Source organism: Allolucifera butyrica, assembly GCF_900476375.1.
In the GTDB taxonomy this organism is placed as follows: Bacteria; Bacillota; Negativicutes; order Sporomusales; family UPPP01; genus Lucifera; species Lucifera butyrica.
In genome coordinates this window covers 142,182-166,450 of the sequence record NZ_UPPP01000127.1, presented here as the reverse complement: position 1 = coordinate 166,450, position 24,269 = coordinate 142,182, and the positions used below count along the sequence as shown (strand labels likewise).

Below are 24,269 nucleotides of genomic sequence, written 5' to 3'. Positions count from 1 at the left end.
GGTCATGATGGGGGCTCCTCCCGTTCCAGAAGATTTTAACTCCTCATGACCATTATACTTTGAAACCCAGTCTTGCAGTTGACAGGTTGATTTAATCCCGTATTTTTTGCAAAGATTTCTGTAAGAACAGTACCAGCCAAATAATCCATTACAGCTGCTTCTTTCAACGTCGGCGAGTAGTGCATGTTTTTTGATGTTTCTATTAATCCTTCTGGCCCCAAAGACTGATACGTTATTAACCACCGCTTAACAGCCCAATAGCTAACTTTTAATTGCTTTGCCAGATGTGTTAATGAATTCTCATGCCGCAAATACTTTTCAATTGCATCGATACGTTCTTCATAAGAAACTGAAAACTTTCGACCCATAAAAATACGCTCCTCCTTATGGTAAACAGTTTTTTTATTTCAACTGTCTACCACAAGGGGAGCATATCAAGGTGGTTGTTTTTAGTTTCTTTGTTTACATTTGTATGCCCAGCGCCTTGCCGACCTGGTCCAGCTGGGATGTCATCCATTGCAGGTAATTCTCTCCCGTCGGTTCCGTTTCGGTTACTTTGACGACCGGAATGCCGTTTGCCTCAGCCAGCTTTACGATGTTGTCCACGGTCTTACTGTCCGTTTGCGTGTTATATACAAACAGCTTAATTTTTTTCTCTTTTATATCCTTTTGGACATTGGCGAAATCGGCGGCAGCGGGATCATTTCCTTCCTCTACGGCTTTGGCAAATTCCGGATTGTTCACTTTCAAGTTCAGAGCAGCCGCCATATAGTCAAAAACCGGTTCCGACACATCAACGCTCACCGGGGCGGACTGCCTGATTTTCGCCACTTTCACCGTCAGGGGTGCTAACGACGCGATATAAGCCGCGGCCCGCTTCTGGTACTCCGGCCCATGAGCCGGGTCCAATTTAGTGAAATTCGCGGCCAGGGTCTGCGCCAATTTGGGCATTGTGGCCGGATCATACCAGACATGGGGATTATCTCCGGCGGCCTTGCCCAATAAATCACTGCCGACAGCCACGATTTCCTTGTTTTTGGCCGAAGAATCCGCTTTCAGCAGCTTAGCCATCCAGTCATCATAGCCAATCCCGTTGTACACAACCACTTGTGCGTCCGCCACCGCTTTCGAAGCCTCCACAGTGGGTTCATAGTCGTGCGGGTCCTGTCCCGGATTGGTTAGAATGGAAGTTACCGCTACCTGATCCCCGCCGACGGCCTGCGCGACTTCACCATAAAAATTTTCCGCCGTCACTACTTTGATTTTAGACTTTTGACTAACCGCAGGATTGCTTGCCGAGCCGGGCTGTTTCAGCAGGCTGCAGCCGGCCAGTAAAATTGCCGCCGTCACCGCAAAAGCAATCCCCGCTATCCATTTCGAACCCTTCGTTCTCATTGTTTTCCCTCCAAGCACTAATATAAAACGCTTAATTTGGCAGTACCGCCGCCTGCTTGCTGGCAAGCCTGCGCTCGTGCCAAACATTCCAGCCTAAGGTAATAAAGTACAGGCTACCTTCTACCACCGTAATAAAGAAGCTAACCGGAGCATTGGTATAAAATCCAAGGATTAGTCCTGCCCATACCCCTGCCAGCGCCATCAGCGACGATATCAGAATCATCCGCGCGACGGACTGCGTCAGATGCTGCGCAATCGCGGCCGGGATGGTCATTAACGTAAAAACGAGGAGAGCTCCCACGATCTGTACCGCTTCGGCCGTAGCAACCGAAAGCAGCAGCAAAAAGCCAATCGAAATAACATGGACCGGCAGTCCGGCGGCCTGAGCGCCCACCGGGTCAAACGAGTCAAAGGTAAGCATTTTATACCCCAGAACAAGCACGCCTAAGACAACCAGCGATAAAAAGGCGATTTTGACCACATCGAGAGCGCTGATGCCTAAGATGGTTCCAAACAACAGCGCGGTAACCGCAGTCGATTGTTTGCTGGAAAGAGATAAAAATAACAAACCGAGCCCTAAAAAGATGCTCAAAACGACGCTGATCACGATATCCTTCCGGAACAGTTTCACTCCCAGCCGCCCGATAACCAGCGCCGCAGTCACCGTAAAAAGCAGCATTCCATCTAGCGGGTCCATTCCCATGTACATGGCAAACGCCGCTCCGGAAAAACCAATGTGGGAAAAAGTATGCGCGATAAACGGTAATCCCCGTGCAATTACATAGACGCCAATAATGCCGCACATGATGGCGACAAAGGTTCCCGCGAGAAAGGCGTGTTGCATAAAATCATAATGAAACATCGGCCAACACCCCCTGTTCCGGATTGTCGTGGCAGCAGATGGAAGTTTTCAAATTATCGGCGACAGCCGTCGATACGATAATCTTGGAACCGACCTTCAAAACCTCTACCGGCGCCCCGTATAACCGGGTTAACACATTGGCCTGCAATACTTGCTGCACCGTACCCAAAGCGTACTGCCCTTTAGTTATGTACAGGATACGGTGCGCATATTTGGCAATCAGATTCACATCATGGCTTACCAGCAAAACCGTGATGCCCAGCTTCTGATTTATACTATGGACAACGGCTGCCAAATTCTCCTGGGCTCCGGGGTCCAGATTGGACGTAGGCTCATCCAACAATAAAATTTGCGGATTTCTCACTAAAGCCTGGGCAATAAACAGACGCTGCCTTTCTCCCCCCGATAACTTGCCAATGGCTTTATCGGCGAATCGTTCCGAGTCGGTCACCCGCATTGCTTCCTCTACGTTCCGCCGGTCCTGTCCGGTTAGCCACGGACGAAACCGGTGCGGCAGGCCAAAACTCACAAAATCCCAAGCCCGCAGCGGGGTTGTTTCATCAATTTGCCGGGACTGCGGTGCATATCCCACCAATGACGAGCCGGCCGCTTTCCGGTCCGTACCGGGAAAGGTGATCGTTCCGCCCGCAACCGGAACCAGACCCAGAAGAGCCTTGAGCAACGTCGTTTTTCCCGCTCCGTTCGGTCCGATAATACCGACAAATTCTCCTGATTTTATTGTCAGCGAAAAGTCCCGTAAAATCCACTTCCCGCCGAGATGTATATTTAACCCTTCAATAACAATACCGGATCCCATTTCTTTCCTCCTATATTCATTGCCGCCTGCAAGACTGCCGTCAGCCGGCCGGCGGCCGCTTAGCAATTCCGGTCCTAGCGGGCTGCCGCTCTGCACTTGGGACAATAGCCGTAAATTTCGAGCGAATGCCCCACAATTTTAAAACCGGGACCCGCCGATTTCTGGATTTCACTGTCGTCGATAGGGCAATAATTTAAACAATTCGCCTCACCGCAGCCAAGACAGACCAGATGATGATGGTGTTTATCGTGGGCAAGTTCAAAGACTTTCAAGTCTTTTCCCGGCACACTGATCTGGTTGATCACGCCCATACTGATCAGCAGGTTCAGATTGCGATACACCGTATCCAATCCCACGTCGGGATCCTTTTGGTGAATATGGTCCAAAATTTCCTGGGCCGTGGGAAATTTGTCAAAACTTGCCAGCACTTGGATGATGGCCCGCCGTTGCGGAGTGATTTTACAACCTCTGTCGCGCAGCATCTGAATGATCTTTTCAGTCATTTGCGGTACACTCCTAATTAATAATATTATTAACTATTTTAATATATTCATTCCACTTTCGCAAGGGAATTGAAAAAAACAAAAAACCACTGACATTATTTTCAACTCGGATTATACCCGATATTCATTGATAATCACTAGCTTCTATGTTAATATGATAAAATATCGCAAGAATGGAGGTAATAAATGCGAAACTATAAAAACATTGTTTTCCTTTTGCTCCTCGTTCTGTGTACAAGCATTATCGTTCCTTTACCTGCCTATGCTTCCACCTCATTGGGCAGTTCGGGCCAGGCGGGATTTCTGGATACACTGGTAGGATTGCTGGCGAATCTGTTTCACATTGATTTAAACCAGACCAATCCTCTGACGCAAATACTTTCTCCCCGTACCACCGGCGTACTGCCGCCCGGACAAAAAGATGTGCTGGGTTTTTACGCGGAATGGTCGGCTGACGATATGGCTTCCTATAACGACCTGCAGCAGCACATTCATTCCCTCGGGGCGATTGCTCCGTTCTGGGCTACCCTGCATGGCGACGGCTCGGTAACAAACCGGGGCGGCAGGGATCATGCCTCTGTAATTAAGTATGCCCATAACAACCATGTAACCGCCCTGCTGCTGGTTAACAATGCGAAACAGAATGATCCTGATTCCGGTATCCACGCGGTGTTAACGAATCCGTCCCTGCGCAAGACAGCCATTGCTAATCTTGAAGCCTATATCAAAAAATATAATCTGGACGGAATCAATATCGACTTTGAGCAAGTGCCGCAAACCGACCGTGACAGCCTGACCGCCTTTATGCGCGAATTGTCGGCGCGTCTGAAGCCGCAGGGCTACCTGGTTACGATCGACGTTTTCCCCAAGCATAATGAGGAAAACGATGTCGCGAATGCCTATGACTATGCTCAGCTTGCGAAATATGCGGACCGGATTATGCTTATGACCTATGACTACCATGCGGGCTGGAACGGAGCCGGACCGATCGCCGGCGTTCATGCCGTCGAAACAGACCTAAAATACGCCTTGAAATTTATTCCTAAAAACAAAGTGTATTTGGGCATCGCCGGCTACGGGTACGACTGGTCCAATAACGGCGTGGAAAGTGTTGAATATAGCGCCGTCCAGAAACTGATCAGCCGCTACGGACCCAATGTCCAATGGGATGACTCCTCGGAATCGCCTCATTTCAGTTATACCGGTTCCGACGGAGTATACCACCGGGTATGGTATGAAAACAAAGAAAGTATCAAATACAAACTTGATTTAGTGAATAAGTATGATATTGCCGGCATCGCTGTCTGGAAACTCGGCGATGAAGATCCGGCGGCCTGGCAGGTAATTAAAGATACCCTAAAACGGTAAGCTTGTAAGGGGGCAATAAAAAATTGCCCCCCCATTTTTCGTGGGATCAGTAGTCTAACTGTGAAAAGTAGAAGTAAGGGAGAAACCGTATGCGCAAAAAATATATAGTTTTAATACTATTCTTCGCTACCACCCTATTGCTGTTTTACAGCAAACTAGGGCCTCAGCTGGTTTCAAAGGACGCCTCAATGAATGATTACCAAAAAGCAACCGTATTGTCCGCCAAAACGCTGCAAATTTTGGACCAATACGGGCAACGCAAGGAACAGAAAGTAAAGCTGCGGTTAACGGATGGACCTGAGACCGGCAAAACCGTTGAAATTACGAATAATTCTTCGGTGAACGGAATTGATTTTGATTATGCTTTAGCTCCCGGCGATAAGGTTCTTGTATTCGCTGACCACAGGGGAGCCCTGACAACCTACTACTTCTACGATTTTGACCGTCTGCCCTATTTTTTGTTTTTATTGGGAATTTTTGTATTTGGACTGCTATTTTGGGGACGAATCGTCGGTCTTAAGTCGATCATCGCCCTTGGAATTTCTTTGTTCTTTCTCTGGCATTTCTTTTCTGTCGCCTTAGTACCCACTAACAATATCTATTTTATATCTTTGCTCTTTTGCGCTGCCGCCAGTCTGTTTGTTTTACTGACCGTTGGCGGGAATACTGATAAAACTTGGGCTGCACTGGCCGGAACGTGGGGCGGTTTAGCTTTCGCCGGTCTCTTATCTTACTTCTCAATTCAATGGATGCATTTGTCCGGTCTCGGCAATGAACCGGCTTTTTCACTCAAAGCGAGTATCGCTCCTCAACTGGATCTGCATGGAGTATTATTCGCCAGCATGATCATCGCCTCTTTGGGCGCGATCATGGATGTAACAGTATCCATAGCTTCCGCTCAATTCGAATTGTACCAGTCTTCGCCTGAAATCACCTGGCGGGAACTGTACCGGGCAGGAATGAATGTGGGTAAGGATATTATGGGAGCCATGTCCAATACACTCGTCTTAGCTTACGTTGGCAGTTCACTGCCTTTACTCTTACTCATTGTGGCGGAAAAACAGCAGCTTGCGCATATACTGAATACATCGGTAGTTATTACGGAACTCACCCGGGCTATTGTCGGCAGTATCGGATTAATTGGCTCGGTGCCGCTAACTGCCATCACCATGTCCGTGATTTGCTGCCGGAAAAGAAACCAGTTATAAGGCCGGAATTCCCTTTTTCAGCCGAGACTTAGTTTTAACCGTCCAAATATTAATGAACAGCTAAAATGAATAGGCATATAATTCATTGTCACCGCATAGTATTATTTATCCAGCAAATTTAAGGAGGATATCTATGCCGTTTGACAGTAAAGGAAAACAGTATTTATCTTTTGAGACGGACAAGAATAAATATCTGTATTATCCGAAAGAGGGAACCCTGGTCATCAACGATAAAAATACCCATAGCGAGGTCGCTATCAGCAGTCATGAATTAAGTAAAGCCATAGACTGCCCGGCCATCCGGATGGCGATCAGCAATATTACTTATTTGAGCGCGGCCATGCGGGCCAACGAATAAAAGGAATTAAAAACCGCTTTCAAGCCGCAAGGCAAGGAAGCGGTTTTTTTAATTCAATTCTGCCGGTTCTCCGGTTTCTGCTTTATTTCCGGCGAAATTTCTGGCATACTGGACGCAGGATTAAAAAACGGGAGGTAATGTTTTTGAAGTGCACCGTTGTAGTTGATAATTCCGTGCCGATTTCAACGCGCCGTCCTTTCCGGGGTGAGCACGGCTTTTCCCTGTTAATCGAAGTGGCTTCGGCCAAAATTCTTTTGGATACCGGACAGTCGGAGATTGTGCTGCATAATCTAAAGCTGCTTGGCGTTCAGCCAAATGACCTGGATGCCATTGCTCTAAGTCATGGGCATTATGACCATACAGGCGGCTTGGCTTTTCTTTTGCAGCACCGGCATAAACCCATCCCCGTGTATGCCCATCCGGACATCTTTCAAAACCACCATTCCGTTAACGAAGGGAAGCGGCGGTATATCGGCATTCCCCACACCCAAGAAGAGTTAAGCGAACTCGGCGCGCAATGGAACCTGACGGCGGCTCCCCGGGAAATCGTCCCCGGGCTGATGTTCAGCGGACAAATTCCCCGCCGGACTGACTACGAAACAGGTGACGCGAAACTGGTTATTGCGGCGGAAGCAGGCTGTGATTGTCAGGATCCAATCCTCGATGACGCCGCATTATACTATTCTTGCCGGGACGGCTTGGCGGTTATTGGCGGCTGTGCTCATTCAGGGCTGGTTAATACCGTCGAATACGGGTTGAAACTGACTGCCAACACTCAGTTGGCAGGGTGGATCGGCGGTACCCACCTGGGTCCGGCACCAAAACCGCAGCAAGCTAAAACCTTATGCCGGCTGGCAGAATACGCTCCGCGCCTGGTGGCGGCAAGCCACTGCACCGGCTTTGCGATGATGGCCGAACTGCAAAGGCGTTTTGGCGAACGCTTTATTCCCGGTTTCATCGGCCAGGTTATCCAAGTAGATTAAACGTCCCCGCCCGCCGTGGCATTGGCGCGTTTTAAATAGTTGAACCCATCCTCGGCATAGTAAGAGCTTCTAACCAGCGGACCGCTTGCTATGTATTGAAACCCCATCGTTTGGGCTATTTCCTCATATTTTTTAAATTGACCGGGGTGTATGTACTCCACTACCTCATAGTGCTCCCTGGAGGGCTGCAGATACTGTCCGATGGTGATGATGTCACAGCCAACGTTCCGCAAAGCAGTTAACAGCGCAATCACGTCTTCCTCTTTCTCGCCAAGACCAACCATAAACCCGGATTTTGTAAACAAATTGCCATTTCGTTCTTTAACTCTTGCCAGCAATTCCAGAGAACGCTCAAAAACAGCCATGGGCCGCACCGCGTTATAAAGTCCGGGCACGGTCTCCACATTGTGATTTATAATATCTGGGTTAGCGTCCACTACTGCTTTTAACGCCACATAATCCCCCTGAAAATCAGGAATCAGCACTTCAATCGTAACGTCCGGACAAAGATGCCTAATTTCAAATATAGTGCTTGCAAAATGCCCGGCTCCGCCGTCGGGAAGATCATCCCTGGTTACCGAGGTAATCACGGTATGTCTTAAATTCATTTCCCGCACAGCTCTGGCAATATTCAGCGGTTCTTCGGGATTCAACTCTTCCGGCGCCGCTTTGGCCACCTTGCAGAAGCGGCAGTTTCGCGTACAGTTTTTGCCCATAATCAGAAACGTAGCCGTGCCCCGGGTAAAACATTCCCCTTTGTTGGGACAGCCCGCTTCATTGCAAACCGTATTCAGCGAGTATTTCGCCAAGACACCGTTCACAGGGCCTGCTCCCGCTGCGACCCTCAAATTTCTCTTTAACCAGTCCGGCTTCCTTATGTATGTCATTCTAAGCGGTTCCCCTCCGTTTAAATTAATACCTCCAGCATATTTTCCAAAGTGACGTTTTTAATATGCTCATCCATAGTAAAGTCTTGTAGTGCCGTATATAAAACCGCATAATTGTATTCCAATCCTTTCAGGGCTGCCTCTAGCTGGGAAACTCCTTTTTCACTGAAAAAATCGCCGTATATTCTTACATCTTGAATTCTCCCTTTATAAACTTCCAAATAAGCCTGTACAATTCCTCCCGCAAATCTCTTTTCCCTTTTCAGATTAAATTGAGGACTGGTGCCAAAATTCCACTGCCAGGTCGCATATTTTGCTTCGGTTATGCGGTCAATTTCCCGCCAGTCTTCGTCCGTAATCGAATACCGTTCGGCGTTTTCCGTATTGCTCAAAACCTCATTAAAGAGATATTCTCTAAATTCGTCAATACTCATTGGAAACGCCAGAAAGTCGCTAATATTGACTACCCGGCTTTTAACCGATTTAATTCCTTTGCTGTCGAGTTTTATGTCGTTGACGGTCAGAGCATTCGCCAGCTCGGATACATCGGCGGCAAAAAGCAGCGTGCCATGGTGAAGCACTTTATTCTTATATTTACACTGCGCATTGCCGGAGAACTTTTTCCCCTCAATCGTCAAATCATTACGGCCGGAAAGCTCAGCCTGAATGCCAAGCTTTTTCAGAGCCGCCAGAATGGGCGCCGTGAATTTGTTAAAATCGGCAAAATTCTCATCTGCCCGGCAGCTGATAAAAGTGAAATTGAAATTGCCCGCATCGTTAAAAACGGCACCGCCGCCGGTGATTCTCCTCACAACAGGAATGGCATGTTCTTTTACATAGTTCAGATTGATTTCATTGTAGGCGTTCTGATTGCGGCCAATTAAAATACATTTTTCATTTTTCCACAGCATAAAACAGTCCTCATTCAATGTGCTCATAAGAAATTCTTCTATGGCATGATTTCTATAGGGATTTGTATTGTTATGCTCGACAAAAATCATAAGGGTCCTCCATCCCGCTCACTCTATTTCTCTTTCTTGTTTCCATATTAAGAATTTTACTTATACCTCTCCATTCCTGCATAGCAGACCCAATTACTGCACTAATTTACTATGATTCTTTAGATTAACCATACCTTTAATAGGACGAACAAAAAATGCGACTGCCAGGGAGCCTAGAAGAGCCAAAGAGCCCGCCAGTACAAAAGCGCTGGTGAAAGCTCCCGTCGATTGCACAATAAATCCGGTAACAGTTGGCCCAATCACTCCCGACAGGTTGGCCAGAAAGTGAACAAAGCCGCTCACCCCGCCAACATTTTCGCTGCGGACGGTATCCTGAATCAGCGCCCAATAAGTCGAACCGGTTAAGTACAGTGTAAAAATTGCGATTGCCATCAAACCAACTGCCCACTCCACTGATTGAACAAAACCGGTCAATGCAATACATACCGCGGTAGCGCCTAACCCGGTTACCAATATAAGTTTACGGGAAAACATTAGATTTCCCGTCTTTTTAAATATAAAATCAGAAATAAAACCGCCTGCTGCCAGGCCAATAAAACCGGTAATCCATGGCAGCACAGTCACAATACTCATTTTAGCAATGCTTAGCCCCTTAGCCATAATAAGGTAACTTGGGAACCAGGTTAAGAAGAAGAACAAATTGTAATTATAGGCAAAAAATGCTAAGGCTGTCAGCAATACCGTAGGTTGTCTTAAAAAATAACTCAGTGGTAATTTATCCACCCCGGTACCGGACATAATTTGAACTTGGCCTTGCTTGATTTCTTCCCGTTCTTCCTGCGAAACGCCCGGATCTTCCCGGGGTAAATCTCTGGCTATATGCCACCAGAAGACCGACCATACAAGTCCGACGAGCGCCATAACGATAAAAGCTGCTTTCCAGCTATAATAAAAGGCGATCACTCCCACGACCGGTCCTGCTACGGCAGCGCCCAGCGGAGTGCCGGCGCTGGCAACTCCCATTGCGCTGGAACGTTCCCTAGCCGGAAACCAATTACTTACGGTCTTGCTGGTAGTGGATGAAATCGGCCCCTCACCGATCCCAAAGCACACGCGAATGATGAGCAGGGAAGTAAAATTGAAGGCGGCTGCTGTCAGTCCGCAAAAAACAGACCAAATCGTCATAAAACCGGTAAAAATTTTCCTGGGCCCGCAGATGTCGGAGAGATAGCCGCCAACAAAGTTAAATAATGCATATCCCAGGAAAAAACTGCTGAATAGTATGCCTAATTCCACCGGAGTCAGCTGAAACTCTTTGGTAATAAAAGGAGCTGCCACGGAAAACGCGGTCCGGTCCATGTAATTTATAAAACTGGCCAGAAAAATCAGCATAATGATTTGCCACCGGCGTCTACGGAACATATAATAACCTCCTTTTTCATAACCCATCTATCCCCCTGTAGATAAGAATCCCGTTAAAACCTCAAAACAATTTTACATACCTCTGCCGGGTTCGTATCGATTAATTCAAAGGCTGTCTGCACTTCATGAAATTTAAAAGTATGAGAAATCACTTGCTCCGGCTCTACCAGTCCTTTCACAAACCACTCCGTCACTTGCGGAAATTTATGATTATTCAACCGGGTCCCGATAATCTCCAGTTCCCGGCTCATAATATCAACCTGGGGGATTTTAACCGGCGGTTCGGTGCTAAAACCCAGCACAACCACTCTCCCCGCTGCCGAAGCAATCCGATGAATACAGGTTTCAAGAACATTTGCATTTCCAGTGGCTTCCAAGATCAGACTGGCTCCGTTCTGGTCGGTAAACGTCATTATTTCTTGTACCAGATCCCTTCTTTCCGCATGAATAACAAGGTCGGCACCCATTTTCCCTGCCTTATCCAATCTGGTTTCAATGATATCCATGATGGCAACCTTCGCTCCGGCCATCTTAACTGCTTGTAAAAGGATCAATCCAATCGGACCTGCGCCGCAAATCAGCACCGTATCCTCCGCCGTCAGACGCCCCCGGTCAATTACCTGCGCTGCAATCGTATACGGTTCGACCAGCGCTGCCACTTCCCAGGAAATATTCCCGGGCAATTTATAGGTGTTTGCCGCGGCTACCGCAACATACTCCTGATAACCGCCATCCCGGTGCACACCCAATACATTCAAATTCCGACAGACATTATGCCGGCCAATGCGGCAGGGATAACACCGGCCGCAAGAAATAACCGGATCAACAACAACCCGGTCGCCAGCCATTAAGCCGGTAACTTGTGAGCCAATCTTTACAATTTCCCCGGCAAATTCGTGTCCGGCCACTCTGGGGTACGTAGCGAAAACATTTTTACCGTGATAAATATGAACATCGGAGCCACAGATTCCGGCAGCCTTTACTTTGACTAACACTTCATTTTCTTTCAAATCGGGAATTGGCCGCTCCTTAATCCCGATTTTCCCTGGCTCAAATATCTCGATTGCTTTCATTGTCTCTACACTCCCCTTCAAGGAATTCTAGTAATCCTACCATACCAGTATGCAGTACCATTATATTCCTCCTATTTCAAAAAATTCATTATAATACAAATAAGGGACAAATGCCCTTAATGGCATTTGTCCCCTAAAACTTCTCCATGCGCGTCCGCTTCATAAGGCTATTTTCCGGCTAAACAATATGCGCTTCCACCGGATTAAAAACCAATTTTATTGTATCAGCAACATTTATCTTACCAGCTGCATAATGGCGCGGCACTCTGGCATATAACATTTGCCCCCCAAATTCAACCAAAATTTGATAGGTTCCCAGGCCCGGCACAACCCGCTCTACCAATCCCACAATCTCCACCCATGGCTCCTCTTGCCGCAAGGTCCGTTCCTCGCGAAGATAAAGAGCGTCGCTGGGCAGACAGCAGGCGGAAACGGGCCCGCTCACTTCGCCGTGATATAAAAACCGGATTCCGTTGGCTAATTTTATAAACCGGTCCTGCCCTTCCTGTTCGACACAGCAGGGAATAATATTATCTACCCCCGCCAGTCTGGCTGTTTGCTCATTAACCGGCCGGCGCATCACAGCTTCCGGTTTGTCATCCTGAACGATGCTGCCGTTGAACATGACGATCGCCCGGCCGGCGAAGTGCAGCACGTCCGCAAAATTATGACTGACCAATAGCACCGCAATTTCTCTGGCTTCCGCTACTTGCCGGATTTCCTCAATCATCTTCAGCCGGGTGGCTGCATCCAGCGCGGCAAACGGTTCGTCCAGGAGCAAAAGTTCCGGTTCCGTTACTAAAGCACGGGCAATGCAAACCCGCTGCGCTTCCCCTCCTGACAGAGACCGGGCCTGACGGGCCGCCAAATGGCTGCAATGAAAATCGGTTAACGTTTTTTCCGCCAATCTTGCCGCCTCATCCGGCGCAAGCCCCCGGAACTTCAGCGGATAGGCGACATTAGCCAACACCGTCTCCTTTAATAGCAGCGTTTCCTGAAACACCATGGAACAGCGGCGGCGCAGCCCGACTTTATCCTGCTGTAATACATCGTCGCCGAATAAACGAATTTCTCCCTGATATGGATGGAGAAGGTTGACCGTCTGCAATAACGTACTTTTGCCGGCGCCATTGGGGCCTACCACCGCCGCCAGTTCTCCGCGCGCAAGAGAAAACCGTTCAATATTCAATATGTTTTTGCGGGTTTCCCGGTCAACCCTAACCCCTCGCATTTCCAGTATCAGTTCATTCATGCCCTACCACTCTTTCCACCATGCTGCAGATAAGTTAATAATACCACAATCCCGTATGCGAGAATCAACAAAATAAAACTGAGGGCCAGAGCCATATCATAGTTTCCCTTGCTCACTTCCAACACGGTTGCTGTTGTCAGCACTCTTGTCTGATCCTTAACGTTACCGCCCACCATCATGGATGCGCCCACTTCCGAGATAATCCGGCCAAAACCGGCTATAACGGCGGCCATCAAGCCCAAACGCGCCTCTTTAATCAGCAGCCAGCTTGCCTGCCGGGAAGTCGCCCCCAGTGAGATCAATTGCCAGTGCAGTTTCGGATTAACACTGAGAATGGCGGCAAAGCTCAAACCGGCCACAATGGGGGCGGCGATAATCGCTTGCGCAATGATCATCGCCGCCGGTGTATACATTAAATGCAGATCCCCCAACGGACCGTAACGCCATAAAAATAAACTGACAACCAAGCCGACCACCACCGGCGGCAAACCCATACTGAAATTGACCAGACTGCTAAAAACACGCTTGCTGCCAAGCTCTTTCAATGCCAGCCACAAACCAAAGGGCACGCCAAGAACCACACTGACGACGGTAGCGATTCCGGACACTTCCAGTGTCAGCGCCGCTACCGCCAACACTTCCCGGTCGCCACTAAGCAGCAGGTGAAATGCCTGGCTCATCCCCTGAATGATCGTATCCATAAAATCCCTCTACAGTCCGAAATCCTTGTCCGTTTTGCTGCCATCGGCAAAAAATAACGGTTGTCCGAACTTATCTTTACCAAATGCGGCAATCATGGACTGCCCTTCCGCCGACAGTAAAAAGTCACCAAACGCTTTCGCTCCGGCATGATTTACTTTCGAAAATTTTTCCGGATTAACTTCCATAACATGGTAAATATTAAGTAATTTCGTATCGCCTTCCACCAGGATCTGCAGGGTAAGATTTTTCTTCTGTGCTAGGTATGTCGCCCGGTCGGTCAGGGTATACCCCTGCTTCTCGTCGGCGATTTTCAGGGTCTGACCCATTCCGGCGCCGGCTTCCTGATACCAGGCGCCGGACGGCTTAATGTTAACTTTCTTCCATAGGCTCTTTTCCATCTTATCGGTTCCCGAATCATCGCCGCGGGATACAAATAGCGCCTTATTTTGAGCAATCGCAGTCATGGCTTCCGCAATGCCCTTTCCCCGGATATGAGCCGGATCACTGCCCGGGCCCACCACGATAAAGTCATTATGCATTACCAGCCGGCGGTTAATAGCGGCCCCGCTTTCCATCACCTTTTTTTCCGCCGCCGGTGCGTGAACCAGGAGGACATCGGCCTCCCCCTTTTCTCCCATAGCTAGTGCCTGGCCAGTGCCGACCGCAATCGTTTTGACAATATAGCCCGTTTTCTTCTCAAAAGCCGGAATCAGCACACCCAGTAAACCACTGTCCTGCGTACTGGTTGTTGTTGCCAATATCAAATCTTTGTTTGCCGGCGCCTGCTCCGCAGCAGTTCCCTGTTTATCCGGATTCGCACCGCAGCCAGTGTAAAAAACAGCCACTAAAACAATCAGCCAAACCATCAAAAATTTGCGCATCCTAATCCTCCTGCTCATTTTAGATTGATTATTTCAAAAAGGTTCAGTTCCGTATCGAAATATAATAACTGGCTGTCTAAAATCTCGCCAATCCCCGTCAAAATCTTGACGACTTCCTGCGCCTGAATCGCCGCTGCCAAGGCAGGTGTAACGGCGGGATTCCCCAGTACCGTCTCAATGCCCCGGTCCGAACCGGGAGTCATTTTATAAATTGTTTCCAGACCACGGCGGCCAGGCAGCAAGGTAGTAATCTGACCGGTAAATCCGGCAATCGCTCCATGGACTAGGGGAATCTCCAGCGCCTGCGCAGTTCTGCTCAGCAGGAGCCGGCTGCTGATATTGTCCAGCGCGTCAACAACCACATCCATACCGGCCAGCAAATCCACAGCATTCACTTCATCCAGCATTGCCGGCACCGCATCGACGGTAACATCCGAATTCACTTCGGCAATCCGCCGGGCGGCAGCCTGGGCCTTATTCATACCCAGATTTCTTTCCGTAGCTAAGAGCTGCCGGTTAAGATTGTGCACCGCAAAACTGTCGCCGTCGATTATACGCAAATAGCCCACGCCTTGCCGGGCCAGCAGTTCAATAAGGTTCCCCCCCAGGCCGCCGGCGCCGGCAATTGCCACTTTCGCATTAAGCAAGCGCAGTTGTCCGTCAATCCCAATGGTGCCGATATTTCTTTGGTACCGTTCCGGTATCCGGCCGGCTGCGAACTGCTGCAAAGTCTCAGACCGTCCCATCTAGCCACCGCCTACCGGCGGAAACAAGCCTACCCGGTCGCCATCGCGAAGAATATGCTCAACCGTGGTATTGACGCCGTTGACCATGAGCATATGAACCTCGGCTGCGGCAACATGAATTGCCGCAAGCAAATCCGCCACGGTTCTTCCCGCCGGCAAATCTGTGGAAAATACGCCTGCGGCGGACTCAGCCGGGGCATATCGCCGCAAGGTAGCGTACAACCGCACCTCGACTCGCATCCTATTCACCTCTTGTTCCGCATTCATTCAATCTCAGATTAGGTCCGGCGGCAATTAATTTACCCGCATTGCTCAGATCATAGCCACCCAGGGATTCCACTTCCGAACGGAATTCCTCCGACAGCAAAACATCCATAATCTGATACAGCCGTTCATCCTCCCCGGTAAAATTAAGAATCAAATCGTACTGTTCCGGCGATACAGGGATAAAATCCAATCCCAGCGCCTGGGCCGCTGCCTGAACTCCCAGTCCCGCATCAGCCGCACCTGCTAATACCGAAGCCGCTACCGCCATATGGGTTCCTACTTCTTTTTCATAACCGGCTATTTGCTCCGGCCGGATCCCCAACTTTCGCAATTGATAATCCAGTAACATCCGGGTACCCGAACCGCGCTGCCTGTTAATAAAGGAAACATCGTCCCGCGTTAGATCACTCAGGCCGGTTATGACCTTCGGGTTTCCCGGCATAACCATGAGCCCTTGCAGCCGCATCGCCAAGTGAATCAGCCGCCAGTTGCCATCCGGCAGAAACTTTTCCACATACGGTGTATTATACAGTCCGGTATCCGCCTCCAGCAAATGCACCCCGGCAAGGTGCGCCTCGTTATTGCGTATGGCCATGATCCCTCCCATACTGCCGACATTGGCGCACGATAACGAGACATTTTCCATCCGGCGCCGCAGGAAAACTCCTAATAATTCCAGCGCTAAGTCGTGGCTGCCGACTGCCAAAAGCGTATTTGCCGGCTTTCCTTTACGAAGCAGCACCACCGGAACCGCCGTTCCGGCACTTAAGCCGGAACTGATTGCCGCAATCGAAATACTTCCCTGGGCTTTCGTCAACGACGAAATGAGTCCCGCCCCGCGGCTCAGAGGCGCCGCCACCATTTTACCCTGAACATTGCCGAGCGATACCCGGATATACTCCTCTACCCCAACCGTTGAGGGCACTTGTTTTACTAAACTGGCCTCCACCGTAGCCGCTTCCGGCCGGGGCAGTTTCTGGCGGGCGAATAGAATGTCCCTGACAAAAAGTTCCGCTGTCAGCATTGCCGCTACCGGGTATCCCGGCAGACCGATCACCGGTTTTCCCTGGCACACAGCCATAACAACCGGTTTGCCCGGTTTAATCGCCACACCGTGCACAAAAACTTCCCCCAGTTCGGACAGAACATCCACAGTGTAGTCATCCCGGCCGGCCGATGTGCCTGCATTAATAATAACCATATCATTCCCCTGCAGGCTGGCCAAAATCGCCTGCTTAATCGCCTGACGGTCATCCTTGACAATGGCCGAGCGGACCGCTTCCCCGCGCCACTCCTGTATCGCCGCTGCCAGCATATGCGAATTTACATCCAGAATCGTTCCCGGCTTTAATTCTCCCCGGCTGGCAACCAGTTCGTCCCCGGTTGGAATGATAGTTACTTTCGGTCTTTGGACAACTTCCACGTCCTCGATTCCCGCCGCCAACAACGCCGCAATATCTACCGGTGCAATTTCATGATGTTCGGGAATAACCATTTCATTGGCAACAATATCCTCGCCGATAATACGCACATGCTGCCATGGCGCAGCAGCCGCAATAATTTCCGCCATATTGCCGCGGATGTGCACATCTTCAATCATTACCACTGCGTTCGTCCCGTCCGGCAGCACATCGCCCGTATCAACCATATAACAGCAGCCGGAACCAAAGGTCTTGGCCGGCGGCAACAGGGTCAGACATTTGGGGTCCGTTTCCTGGGCGCCGAACGTGTCTTGCGCCCAAACGGCAATCCCGTCCATCGCTGCGCCATTATAATGCGGTACAGACTGTTTCGCATAAACCGAACGAGCCGTTACCCGTCCCAGTGACGCCTGTACCGGCACCACCTCCGCAGGAGGGTTGTGAAAAAAACCATTTTCCATAAGTTTTTGCCGCCACAACTTCTGGACTTCACTACGCTCCACACAATTAAGATAGGCCTTATTACTGCGCAGAATTTTCACCCCCTTTACTTTTCTTCTTTCAGCAGCAGCACTTCCGCTGTTTCTCCCTCATACAGGCCGCTTTTATCCGCCGGAATATGCAGCATGCCGTCGGCCTGAGCCATTAGATTAATCAATCCCGATTTACCCAGGACTGGATCGGCCACATATTCTCCCTGCCGCTTCCATAGCCGCACATTAATAAAATCATCCCGTCCGGGAGTGGAAGCTACGTTACGGGAAAGACAGGCCGGAACAAGGAACCGGCCGTCCGGCTGTTTTTGCCCCAAAAGTTTACGGACTGCCAGTTTGACCAGTTGCTCACAAACAGTCATTGCCGCGACCGGATGTCCCGGCAGCCCGAATACCGGTACTTTGTCCACCATGCCGAAGATAGTCGGCTTGCCCGGCTTAATGGCGATCCCATGAATTAAGATTCCCGGCGCACCCAGCGCCTCAATGGCCTTAACCGTATAATCCCGGGCCCCTACCGAACTTCCGCCGGAAATAATCACCAGTTCAAATTTGGCTGTTGCCTCTGACAAAATTGTAAAAAATTCTTCATAACTGTCCCGTACGATTCCCAGGCGTTTCACTACACAGCCCGCTGCCGACATCAAGGCTTCCAGTGCATAGGAATTCACATCCCGTATCTGTCCGAATTTCGGGGACTCCTGAATATCTACCAATTCGTCACCCGTAGAAATAATAGCAACTTTAACTTTCTTACGCACTAGAACGCGGGTACAGCCGCAGGCCGCCAGCACGCCGACGTATTGCGGCGTGATTTTTTGTCCTTCCTTTACAATAACACTGCCGGCTTGAATGTCCTCTCCCCGGGTAACCACATTTTCTCCCGGAGCAACCATTTTTAAAGCTAACAAGGTATTGGCATCCGGCTGTTCCACATATTCCAGCATCACCACCGCATCCGCACCGGCGGGCAGCATACCTCCTGTGGGAATTGCCACTGCCTGGCCCGGAAGCAATTCCTGTACAGACGGTGCTCCCATGACCACTTCGCCGGCAATCGCAAAAAGCGAGGGGGCGCTTTCATTGGCGCCAAACGAATCGGCGCTGCGTACGGCAAATCCGTCTACAGTTGAACGGCTAAAAGGCGGTAAGTCTTCCTGCGAAATAATATCGGCAGCCGCGGTCCTGCCCAAAGCATCCGGCAAACACACGGATTCATCCCCGGCAGTGATTCCGTCAAGGCGGCCGGCAATCAGGTCCCGCGCCTCATTAAGCGGCACGCACTGAAAAAATTCCATAGCTGCTCCTTCACCTCCATGTCATCGGCAAATGCCTTACCATTAACTTGGCCTGGTTGAAATTCCTCCAGCCAGGCCGGTTATTAATTGCCCATATTAATATACTCTTCCGTTGTCTTATTCCAACCATACCGGGCATTGCACATTTCCACAATTCCTGCCAGTGCGTCGGGATTCTCCAGTACCGCGGCAACGGCAAACCGGCACAAGCCCGCAGCGTTAATCAAAGCTGCCGCAGCCGGGTCCTCATCACCGGCGCCTGTCTTCTTAACAGCAGCAGCCCATTTTACACCAAACACCTTGCCGGCGGCTTCGCCGCCGGCGCCGAGAATCCGTCCGAGCGGCGTTGCTTTTCCCATTTCGTGGATTAGCCGGATTGCCGCCTGACTATTGCCGGATTGGGCAATACCGGCCTCTATGGCCACTCTTAACGCGTCGCCCATCTCGACAGTATCCACACCATAGTCGTTACACAGCCGGTTCATCAGGACAATGTCGTCCAGATTATCTATTTCCAGACTTGTCCCCAGGGACCGGCGGCTTGCTTTTTTCAATCCGCCTGCTGCCACTTCGTCCGGCTTAGCAGGGTAACCCTGGGGGCAACGGATCATACATCCCGCCGAACACAGCCGGTCCGGCCTGTCCCCATTATACCCGGCCAAAGTCTGGCCGGCGGCAGAACGCGCCTGCAGCACCCTGATCAGTTTCTGCGCTCCGGCCCGGAAAGCGGCTTCGTCGGCAAAAGACACGCCCGGCGCACCGCTGTCGTCAACGACAATGGCTTTGAGTCCCTTGCTGCCCATAACGGCGCCTAAGCCGCCCCGGCCAGCCTGGCGGTCGGGACTGCCGTCCCGGCCGGTAAAGCCGATACAGGCGGAGGCCATTTTATTTTCTCCCGCCGGGCCAATACAGCCAATCGCCGCAGCCGGACCGGAAATGCCTTGCAGTCTGGCAACCGCAGCAGAAATGGTCAGCCCTTTTAATTCCGGCATTGTTTCGATCAATAAACCGTTCGCCGAAACCCGTATAACATAGGCCGTATCTTCCGGCGGCAACCCTTCGACAATAATGCCCCGAATCCCCAGCCGTCCAAGCTTGGTACCCATTTCTCCGCCGGCGTTGCTTTCCTTCACCATACCGGTTAACGGACTCTTGGCGCTTACGGACAGTCTGCCGGCATTCGGCGCTCCCGTACCGGCTAATAAGCCGGTAGCGAGGGCCAGCTTATTTTCCCCCCCCAGGGGATGAGTATTGGGATTCACCGCCTCGGCTACAATCCGTAAGCTAAGTCCGCGGCCACCCAGCCCCTGATATTGTACGCATTGCTCTTTAGTTACCGCTAAGGCAGCCATATCTACCCGGTAGAACACCCAATCCCCCCTCTTCTTTTCATTTCTAACATCGCAACTATTATGCCAAATCATACTTTTCAGAAAAAACGCCGTTCCACGACAATTACAGCAGGACATTCCAGATAATATATGTAGCAAAACCGTCACACTTATGTTCTTATGTATTACATAAATGTGACATTCCTGCTGTTCTCCCCCCTTAGCCATGAACTGGCCGAAGCTTGCAAATAAATAACATACAGCCTATTTTTATTGAAGAGCTGAATTTATTTTGATACCCTATACATAGAATCTTGCAATATAACAGGCCGTCAAACTATATCAGGGGGGAGAACCCAATGGAAAAACCATATAAAGAGTTGAACATCGGAAATTTTGCAGTGAGAGAAAAAGTTCGGATTGCCAAAAATGGTTATGTTAAGTTACCTGTATCTTCCAATGTGGAACAAGAGGCTTTATTTATCCAGACAGAAAATGGTTATTCGCTGATACCACTAATACCGGATGTAAAAAGAGTATACATCGAGGTCACTACAAAATGTAATTTTAACTGCGTAACCTGTATTCGCAGTTCCTGGCAGGACAAACCGGCCCACATGGAGCAGGAGACCTTTGAACACATTCTGCATAATCTCAAAGAACTGCCGGCCCTGGAATCGGTTCACTTTGGCGGTTTTGGCGAGCCCTTGATGCACCCCCGGATTTTTGACATGCTAAAAGCAGTGAAAGAACTTGGCTTAAAGGTAGAAATTATTACTAACGGATCGTACTTACGACAAGAAGTCATTGAAAAATTGATCGACCTGGAGCTGGATGTTCTTTTTACTTCTTTGGACAGTTCCGAAGAGAAAGAATATAACGAAATCCGTCAGGGAGCCGACTTTCAGGACGTTTTTCACAACGTTACGAATTTACAGGCTTTGAAGCGGGAGCGTAAGAGCGCAAAACCGGAATTAGGAATCGAATTCGTAGCCATGAAAAAAAATTACGCCCGCTTGCCCCAGTTGATCCGCATGGCCTGGGACCTCAATGCCAATCAGGTCATCGTAACCAATCTGCTGCCCTACCATGAGTCCATGAAAGACGAAATCGTCTACGACACGGACGATACCGGCTGCCTGTTCGGCCAGGAATCGCTGCTTACGTCCGTCCGGGCTCATATGTCCAATATGAAATTACGGACCGAACGTCATTGTAAATTTGTAAATGACAAGGCCTTGTGCATCAATTACCAGGGCAATATCAGTCCGTGCTATGCTTTGATGCATACCTACCAGTGCTATATCTATGGAAGAAAGAAGCAAATGTATCCTTGTTACCTGGGCAATGTCAACGAAAAAAAGCTGCAAGAAATATGGACGGATTCCGGTTACGTCAATTTCCGGCTGAATGTTGGCAATTATCATTTTCCGTCCTGTACAGACTGCAAGTCTCTGGACGGCTGTAATTATACGGAAAGCAACGAAATGGACTGCTGGGCCAACAGCCCGTCCTGCGCGGAATGCCTTTGGGCCAGACGGATGATCGCTTGTCCTTAATAGCAATGAGCGAGTTTTCCTTGTTTTCCGCGATTTACTCCTTACGGTTTTTAGCGTAAAATCCCAGGACAATCCGGTACGGACCGGGACACCCCGGCGGCACAAACGCAACCCGGTCCCCCGGTTGAATCAAATAATCGACGGACTGGGCCACACCATTTACAAAAACGATTTCAATTTCCGTCTCTGGAATCTCCAATCTTTTTGCCAATTCGCGGCCAGAAGTCGGCTTTTCCAGCTCTAGCCGCAGCGGAATGGGCCAGTTTCGTTCTCTAAAGATTTCATTTAACTGAAGAAACCCTCGCACCTCAATAAATTTACCGTTTTCTTCGGGCATCTTGCATCCCTCCCCGCATTTAGTTTAAATACCCGCTACGGCCCGAAAAACCGCTGTGCGATATTTCAACCCATAGTACAGGACTCAGGGCGCGGGAAAACACGGCTCGTAATCCCCCTGAATCCTTGAGCTGTAAGAAATAGCCTTTACTGGGAAGAATAAACCGGGCTTTCGCCCGGTTTATTTGGCGCGCGTTCTTCCAGGGAATCCTTTCCGGCTAAAAATTAAACACTTCGTCGATTTCCTCGGGGGTGAAATCCCAAACTAAATTATGCGGCGGCAACGGTTCATATTCAAAGAATTCGGGCAGGCGGTCGTGAGCGTTGTTGAAACCGGCCGCCGTATTGAAGGCCCGCTCAATTTTAAGAACTGATTTACCGAGATTGGTAACATCATCCGCGGCCAATGCTAAATCGTATTGCGCATTGATCATGTCAATAAGCGCCTGGAAGCCTTCCGGAATGTCCAGGATCGCAAAGGCGATGAAAAGGCAGCAGCCGGTGCTGTCGACTGCGGCAGTGGCAATTTGCAGGTTCCTGGAAAGTTCCACCTGTCCTTCTTTTTTATGCGGATCCACATAACCCCCAACCTTCAGGATATTGGTAGCGATACAATAACCGGAAGTGTGATCGGCTCCCATCGGGGTTGTGGCGTAAGTCAGGCCGATTCCTTTCACCGGACGCGGATCATAGGCGGGAATTGCCTGGTCTTTGACAACAGGCGTCCGGAACAAACCGCAAACCTTGCCGACGACGGCAGTGCCGCTGCCAAGGATCCGGCCCAGTGGCGTAGGAACGGCAATTTGCTTGACCGCATCTAATGCCGCTTGGCCATCCCCCCAGGGAAGCAGCCCGCCTTCCATGGCAGTTGCTATGGCAACGGATGTTTCGATGCTGTCTATTCCGATATCATCCATTTCCCGGTCAATCAGAGCAATTTTATCCAGGTCTTTGATACAGGCATCGGCGCCAAGACCCCAGACGGTCTCATATTCAAAGCCGCTCGTAACATATTTGCCTTTCTTATCGGGAAACCACTGGGAGCAGCGGATGACACAGCCGGCATGACACCCGTGGGAAACTTTTCCCTCGCCGCCGCGCGCGGTAATCGTGGCATTCATCGTTTCACCGCCGACGTCGTTAGCCCAATCCGCCCGGCCGGCAGTAAAATTTCTGGTTGGCAGGGCGCCGGCTTCGTTCAAAATATTGACCAGTACGTCGGTTCCATATGCCGGCAATGCCTGACCGGTAACCGGATGATTCAGGAGCGCCTTGGCGAAAACCTTGGCCGCTTCCCGGAATTTCTCAGGATGAGCAATGGTGACACCGGGCGCCCCGGTATCGTCGATAACGAGGGCTTTGACTTTTTTAGAAGCCATGACTGCGCCCAGTCCGCCGCGGCCGGCGCTGCGAATGTTGCCTTCGGGGTCCTTAAAGGAAATGTTGGCGGCCGGCAGACGGTGTTCGCCTGCCGGCCCGGCGAGGGCAATCCCCACTTTGGCACCGTATTTTGTGCTTAAGACTTCAATTGCCTTATAATTGCCGCAGCCGTCGATAATTTCAGCCGGCGCCTCATCAATGCTAACGCCGTTCATGTCGATTTTCAGCACATAAAACGTGTCTTCCGTTGCCATTTCTTCGATGACGAGAGCCTTGATGCCCATTCTGGCCATCTTCTGGGAAAACGTTCCTCCCGAGTTGCTTTCCTTGATCGTACCGGTCAGCGGACTCTTGCCGCCCACAGAAATACGGCCTGAGTTCGCGGCGCTGGTACCGGTGAGAAAACCGGGAGCAAAGATTAACTTATTGTTTTTGCCCAAAGGATGACAAGTAGGCTTCACCTCATCCGCGACAAAGCTGGAAGTAAGCGCGCGGCCTGCTAACCCCGAATACTTCTCAGGAACTTCGCCGGTCGTAACCGTCTTGGTCTTCATGTTTACCCGGATAAACTTACTCATAACAACCCTCCTAAATATTAATGATTGACAACAAAAAAGAGGCGCTAAAAAATTACTTTTTTAGTACCTCTTCCTTTGCGCAATGGCAGGCACGGTAATTGCTCACCGTACCCTGACGTTTATTACCTCCCCGTGGGATGATAATAAATCGGAAGTAATATTCGGTTCTAAATAGTCAATGACCGG

At 49.9% G+C, this 24,269-nt stretch carries 24 protein-coding genes and 1 riboswitch; of the genes, 5 read left to right on the top strand and 19 right to left on the bottom strand.

The genetic code is table 11. The features are described 5' to 3' along the window. Positions 1-35: 35 nt before the first annotated feature. The 5 genes from LUCIF_RS24350 to LUCIF_RS24330 form a co-directional block, all read right to left on the bottom strand. Positions 36-368 (bottom strand): helix-turn-helix domain-containing protein, encoded by a 333-nt coding sequence (locus LUCIF_RS24350; RefSeq protein WP_122630402.1) that lies wholly within the window; start codon positions 366-368, stop codon positions 36-38. Positions 369-462: 94 nt separating this feature from the next. After that, positions 463-1,395, bottom strand: coding sequence for a metal ABC transporter solute-binding protein, Zn/Mn family (locus LUCIF_RS24345; protein ID WP_122630401.1), 933 nt, complete (start codon positions 1,393-1,395; stop codon positions 463-465). 31 nt (positions 1,396-1,426) lie between these two features. Beyond that, positions 1,427-2,257 (bottom strand): metal ABC transporter permease, encoded by an 831-nt coding sequence (locus tag LUCIF_RS24340; RefSeq protein WP_122630400.1) that lies wholly within the window; start codon positions 2,255-2,257, stop codon positions 1,427-1,429. Beyond that, positions 2,244-3,074 (bottom strand): metal ABC transporter ATP-binding protein, encoded by an 831-nt coding sequence (locus LUCIF_RS24335; protein ID WP_122630399.1) that lies wholly within the window; start codon positions 3,072-3,074, stop codon positions 2,244-2,246. The genes LUCIF_RS24340 and LUCIF_RS24335 overlap by 14 nt, the downstream gene beginning before the upstream one ends. Positions 3,075-3,148: 74 nt before the next feature. Further along, positions 3,149-3,577: a Fur family transcriptional regulator gene (locus tag LUCIF_RS24330; protein WP_122630398.1), complete on the bottom strand. Its 429-nt coding sequence runs from the start codon at positions 3,575-3,577 to the stop codon at positions 3,149-3,151. A gap of 186 nt (positions 3,578-3,763) precedes the next feature. Between LUCIF_RS24330 and LUCIF_RS24325 the strand changes: the two genes are divergently transcribed. From LUCIF_RS24325 to LUCIF_RS24310, 4 genes are all read left to right on the top strand, one after another. Continuing rightward, the gene (locus LUCIF_RS24325; RefSeq protein WP_122630397.1) at positions 3,764-4,945 is read left to right on the top strand and encodes a glycosyl hydrolase family 18 protein; all 1,182 of its coding nucleotides are present in this window, start codon (positions 3,764-3,766) and stop codon (positions 4,943-4,945) included. Between the two features lie 188 nt (positions 4,946-5,133). After that, positions 5,134-6,153: a YibE/F family protein gene (locus LUCIF_RS24320; protein ID WP_165866153.1), complete on the top strand. Its 1,020-nt coding sequence runs from the start codon at positions 5,134-5,136 to the stop codon at positions 6,151-6,153. A 133-nt stretch (positions 6,154-6,286) separates the two neighbouring features. Then, positions 6,287-6,511 carry a hypothetical protein gene (locus LUCIF_RS24315; RefSeq protein ID WP_122630395.1) on the top strand — a complete coding sequence of 75 codons (225 nt, stop codon included), beginning with the start codon at positions 6,287-6,289 and terminating at the stop codon, positions 6,509-6,511. Positions 6,512-6,654: 143 nt separating this feature from the next. Continuing rightward, the gene (locus tag LUCIF_RS24310; RefSeq protein ID WP_122630394.1) at positions 6,655-7,494 is read left to right on the top strand and encodes an MBL fold metallo-hydrolase; all 840 of its coding nucleotides are present in this window, start codon (positions 6,655-6,657) and stop codon (positions 7,492-7,494) included. Here the strand turns inward: LUCIF_RS24310 and lipA are convergent. From lipA to LUCIF_RS26320, 12 genes are all read right to left on the bottom strand, one after another. Continuing rightward, complete coding sequence (gene lipA, locus LUCIF_RS24305) at positions 7,491-8,381, bottom strand: lipoyl synthase (protein WP_122630393.1); 891 nt, start codon at positions 8,379-8,381, stop codon at positions 7,491-7,493. The genes LUCIF_RS24310 and lipA overlap by 4 nt on opposite strands. 20 nt (positions 8,382-8,401) lie before the next feature. Continuing rightward, on the bottom strand, positions 8,402-9,382 hold the full coding sequence (lplA, locus tag LUCIF_RS24300; protein WP_122630392.1) for a lipoate--protein ligase: 981 nt from the start codon (positions 9,380-9,382) through the stop codon (positions 8,402-8,404). 93 nt (positions 9,383-9,475) lie between these two features. Beyond that, a complete protein-coding gene (locus tag LUCIF_RS24295) occupies positions 9,476-10,765 on the bottom strand; it encodes an MFS transporter (RefSeq protein WP_122630414.1) in 1,290 nt (429 codons plus the stop codon). 53 nt (positions 10,766-10,818) lie between these two features. Further along, on the bottom strand, positions 10,819-11,838 hold the full coding sequence (locus LUCIF_RS24290) for a Zn-dependent oxidoreductase (protein WP_122630391.1): 1,020 nt from the start codon (positions 11,836-11,838) through the stop codon (positions 10,819-10,821). A 178-nt stretch (positions 11,839-12,016) separates the two neighbouring features. Then, complete coding sequence (locus LUCIF_RS24285; protein ID WP_122630390.1) at positions 12,017-13,090, bottom strand: ABC transporter ATP-binding protein; 1,074 nt, start codon at positions 13,088-13,090, stop codon at positions 12,017-12,019. Next, positions 13,087-13,791 (bottom strand): ABC transporter permease, encoded by a 705-nt coding sequence (locus LUCIF_RS24280; protein ID WP_122630389.1) that lies wholly within the window; start codon positions 13,789-13,791, stop codon positions 13,087-13,089. The genes LUCIF_RS24285 and LUCIF_RS24280 overlap by 4 nt, the downstream gene beginning before the upstream one ends. Before the next feature lie 9 nt (positions 13,792-13,800). Beyond that, positions 13,801-14,673 carry an ABC transporter substrate-binding protein gene (locus LUCIF_RS24275; RefSeq protein ID WP_122630388.1) on the bottom strand — a complete coding sequence of 291 codons (873 nt, stop codon included), beginning with the start codon at positions 14,671-14,673 and terminating at the stop codon, positions 13,801-13,803. A 14-nt stretch (positions 14,674-14,687) separates the two neighbouring features. Further along, complete coding sequence (locus LUCIF_RS24270; protein ID WP_122630387.1) at positions 14,688-15,419, bottom strand: HesA/MoeB/ThiF family protein; 732 nt, start codon at positions 15,417-15,419, stop codon at positions 14,688-14,690. Continuing rightward, on the bottom strand, positions 15,420-15,659 hold the full coding sequence (locus LUCIF_RS24265) for a MoaD/ThiS family protein (RefSeq protein ID WP_122630386.1): 240 nt from the start codon (positions 15,657-15,659) through the stop codon (positions 15,420-15,422). 1 nt (position 15,660) lies between these two features. After that, entirely contained in the window at positions 15,661-17,649 is a 1,989-nt protein-coding gene (locus tag LUCIF_RS24260) for a molybdopterin biosynthesis protein (protein ID WP_207858413.1), read from the bottom strand. Between the two features lie 5 nt (positions 17,650-17,654). Then, a complete protein-coding gene (locus LUCIF_RS24255; protein ID WP_122630385.1) occupies positions 17,655-18,899 on the bottom strand; it encodes a molybdopterin molybdotransferase MoeA in 1,245 nt (414 codons plus the stop codon). An 83-nt stretch (positions 18,900-18,982) separates the two neighbouring features. Further along, the gene (locus LUCIF_RS26320) at positions 18,983-20,269 is read right to left on the bottom strand and encodes an aldehyde ferredoxin oxidoreductase N-terminal domain-containing protein (RefSeq protein ID WP_165866152.1); all 1,287 of its coding nucleotides are present in this window, start codon (positions 20,267-20,269) and stop codon (positions 18,983-18,985) included. 320 nt (positions 20,270-20,589) lie between these two features. On the opposite strand from LUCIF_RS26320, the gene LUCIF_RS24245 reads away from it, so the two are divergent. Next, a complete protein-coding gene (locus tag LUCIF_RS24245) occupies positions 20,590-21,789 on the top strand; it encodes a tungsten cofactor oxidoreductase radical SAM maturase (RefSeq protein WP_122630384.1) in 1,200 nt (399 codons plus the stop codon). A 34-nt stretch (positions 21,790-21,823) separates the two neighbouring features. On the opposite strand, the gene LUCIF_RS24240 is transcribed toward LUCIF_RS24245, so the two are convergent. After that, positions 21,824-22,126 (bottom strand): MoaD/ThiS family protein, encoded by a 303-nt coding sequence (locus LUCIF_RS24240; RefSeq protein ID WP_122630383.1) that lies wholly within the window; start codon positions 22,124-22,126, stop codon positions 21,824-21,826. A 217-nt stretch (positions 22,127-22,343) separates the two neighbouring features. After that, complete coding sequence (locus LUCIF_RS24235) at positions 22,344-24,083, bottom strand: aldehyde ferredoxin oxidoreductase C-terminal domain-containing protein (protein WP_122630382.1); 1,740 nt, start codon at positions 24,081-24,083, stop codon at positions 22,344-22,346. A 56-nt stretch (positions 24,084-24,139) separates the two neighbouring features. Then, positions 24,140-24,249: riboswitch (molybdenum cofactor riboswitch) on the bottom strand. Between the last annotated feature and the right edge of the window lie 20 nt (positions 24,250-24,269).

Bases quoted from the DNA above. Each gene is read 5' to 3' on its own strand.
- LUCIF_RS24315 (WP_122630395.1), top strand. From the start codon at position 6,287: ATGCCGTTTGACAGTAAAGGAAAACAGTATTTATCTTTTGAGACGGAC.
- LUCIF_RS24290 (WP_122630391.1), bottom strand. From the start codon at position 11,838: ATGAAAGCAATCGAGATATTTGAGCCAGGGAAAATCGGGATTAAGGAG.
- LUCIF_RS24255 (WP_122630385.1), bottom strand. From the start codon at position 18,899: ATGGAATTTTTTCAGTGCGTGCCGCTTAATGAGGCGCGGGACCTGATT.
- LUCIF_RS24320 (WP_165866153.1), top strand. From the start codon at position 5,134: ATGAATGATTACCAAAAAGCAACCGTATTGTCCGCCAAAACGCTGCAA.
- LUCIF_RS24280 (WP_122630389.1), bottom strand. From the start codon at position 13,791: ATGGATACGATCATTCAGGGGATGAGCCAGGCATTTCACCTGCTGCTT.
- LUCIF_RS24340 (WP_122630400.1), bottom strand. From the start codon at position 2,257: ATGTTTCATTATGATTTTATGCAACACGCCTTTCTCGCGGGAACCTTT.
- LUCIF_RS24335 (WP_122630399.1), bottom strand. From the start codon at position 3,074: ATGGGATCCGGTATTGTTATTGAAGGGTTAAATATACATCTCGGCGGG.
- LUCIF_RS24270 (WP_122630387.1), bottom strand. From the start codon at position 15,419: ATGGGACGGTCTGAGACTTTGCAGCAGTTCGCAGCCGGCCGGATACCG.
- lplA (WP_122630392.1), bottom strand. From the start codon at position 9,382: ATGATTTTTGTCGAGCATAACAATACAAATCCCTATAGAAATCATGCC.
- LUCIF_RS24330 (WP_122630398.1), bottom strand. From the start codon at position 3,577: ATGACTGAAAAGATCATTCAGATGCTGCGCGACAGAGGTTGTAAAATC.
- LUCIF_RS24235 (WP_122630382.1), bottom strand. From the start codon at position 24,083: ATGAGTAAGTTTATCCGGGTAAACATGAAGACCAAGACGGTTACGACC.
- LUCIF_RS24345 (WP_122630401.1), bottom strand. From the start codon at position 1,395: ATGAGAACGAAGGGTTCGAAATGGATAGCGGGGATTGCTTTTGCGGTG.
- LUCIF_RS24240 (WP_122630383.1), bottom strand. From the start codon at position 22,126: ATGCCCGAAGAAAACGGTAAATTTATTGAGGTGCGAGGGTTTCTTCAG.
- LUCIF_RS24265 (WP_122630386.1), bottom strand. From the start codon at position 15,659: ATGCGAGTCGAGGTGCGGTTGTACGCTACCTTGCGGCGATATGCCCCG.
- LUCIF_RS24245 (WP_122630384.1), top strand. From the start codon at position 20,590: ATGGAAAAACCATATAAAGAGTTGAACATCGGAAATTTTGCAGTGAGA.
- LUCIF_RS24285 (WP_122630390.1), bottom strand. From the start codon at position 13,090: ATGAATGAACTGATACTGGAAATGCGAGGGGTTAGGGTTGACCGGGAA.
- LUCIF_RS24325 (WP_122630397.1), top strand. From the start codon at position 3,764: ATGCGAAACTATAAAAACATTGTTTTCCTTTTGCTCCTCGTTCTGTGT.
- LUCIF_RS24295 (WP_122630414.1), bottom strand. From the start codon at position 10,765: ATGTTCCGTAGACGCCGGTGGCAAATCATTATGCTGATTTTTCTGGCC.
- lipA (WP_122630393.1), bottom strand. From the start codon at position 8,381: ATGACATACATAAGGAAGCCGGACTGGTTAAAGAGAAATTTGAGGGTC.
- LUCIF_RS24275 (WP_122630388.1), bottom strand. From the start codon at position 14,673: ATGCGCAAATTTTTGATGGTTTGGCTGATTGTTTTAGTGGCTGTTTTT.
- LUCIF_RS24350 (WP_122630402.1), bottom strand. From the start codon at position 368: ATGGGTCGAAAGTTTTCAGTTTCTTATGAAGAACGTATCGATGCAATT.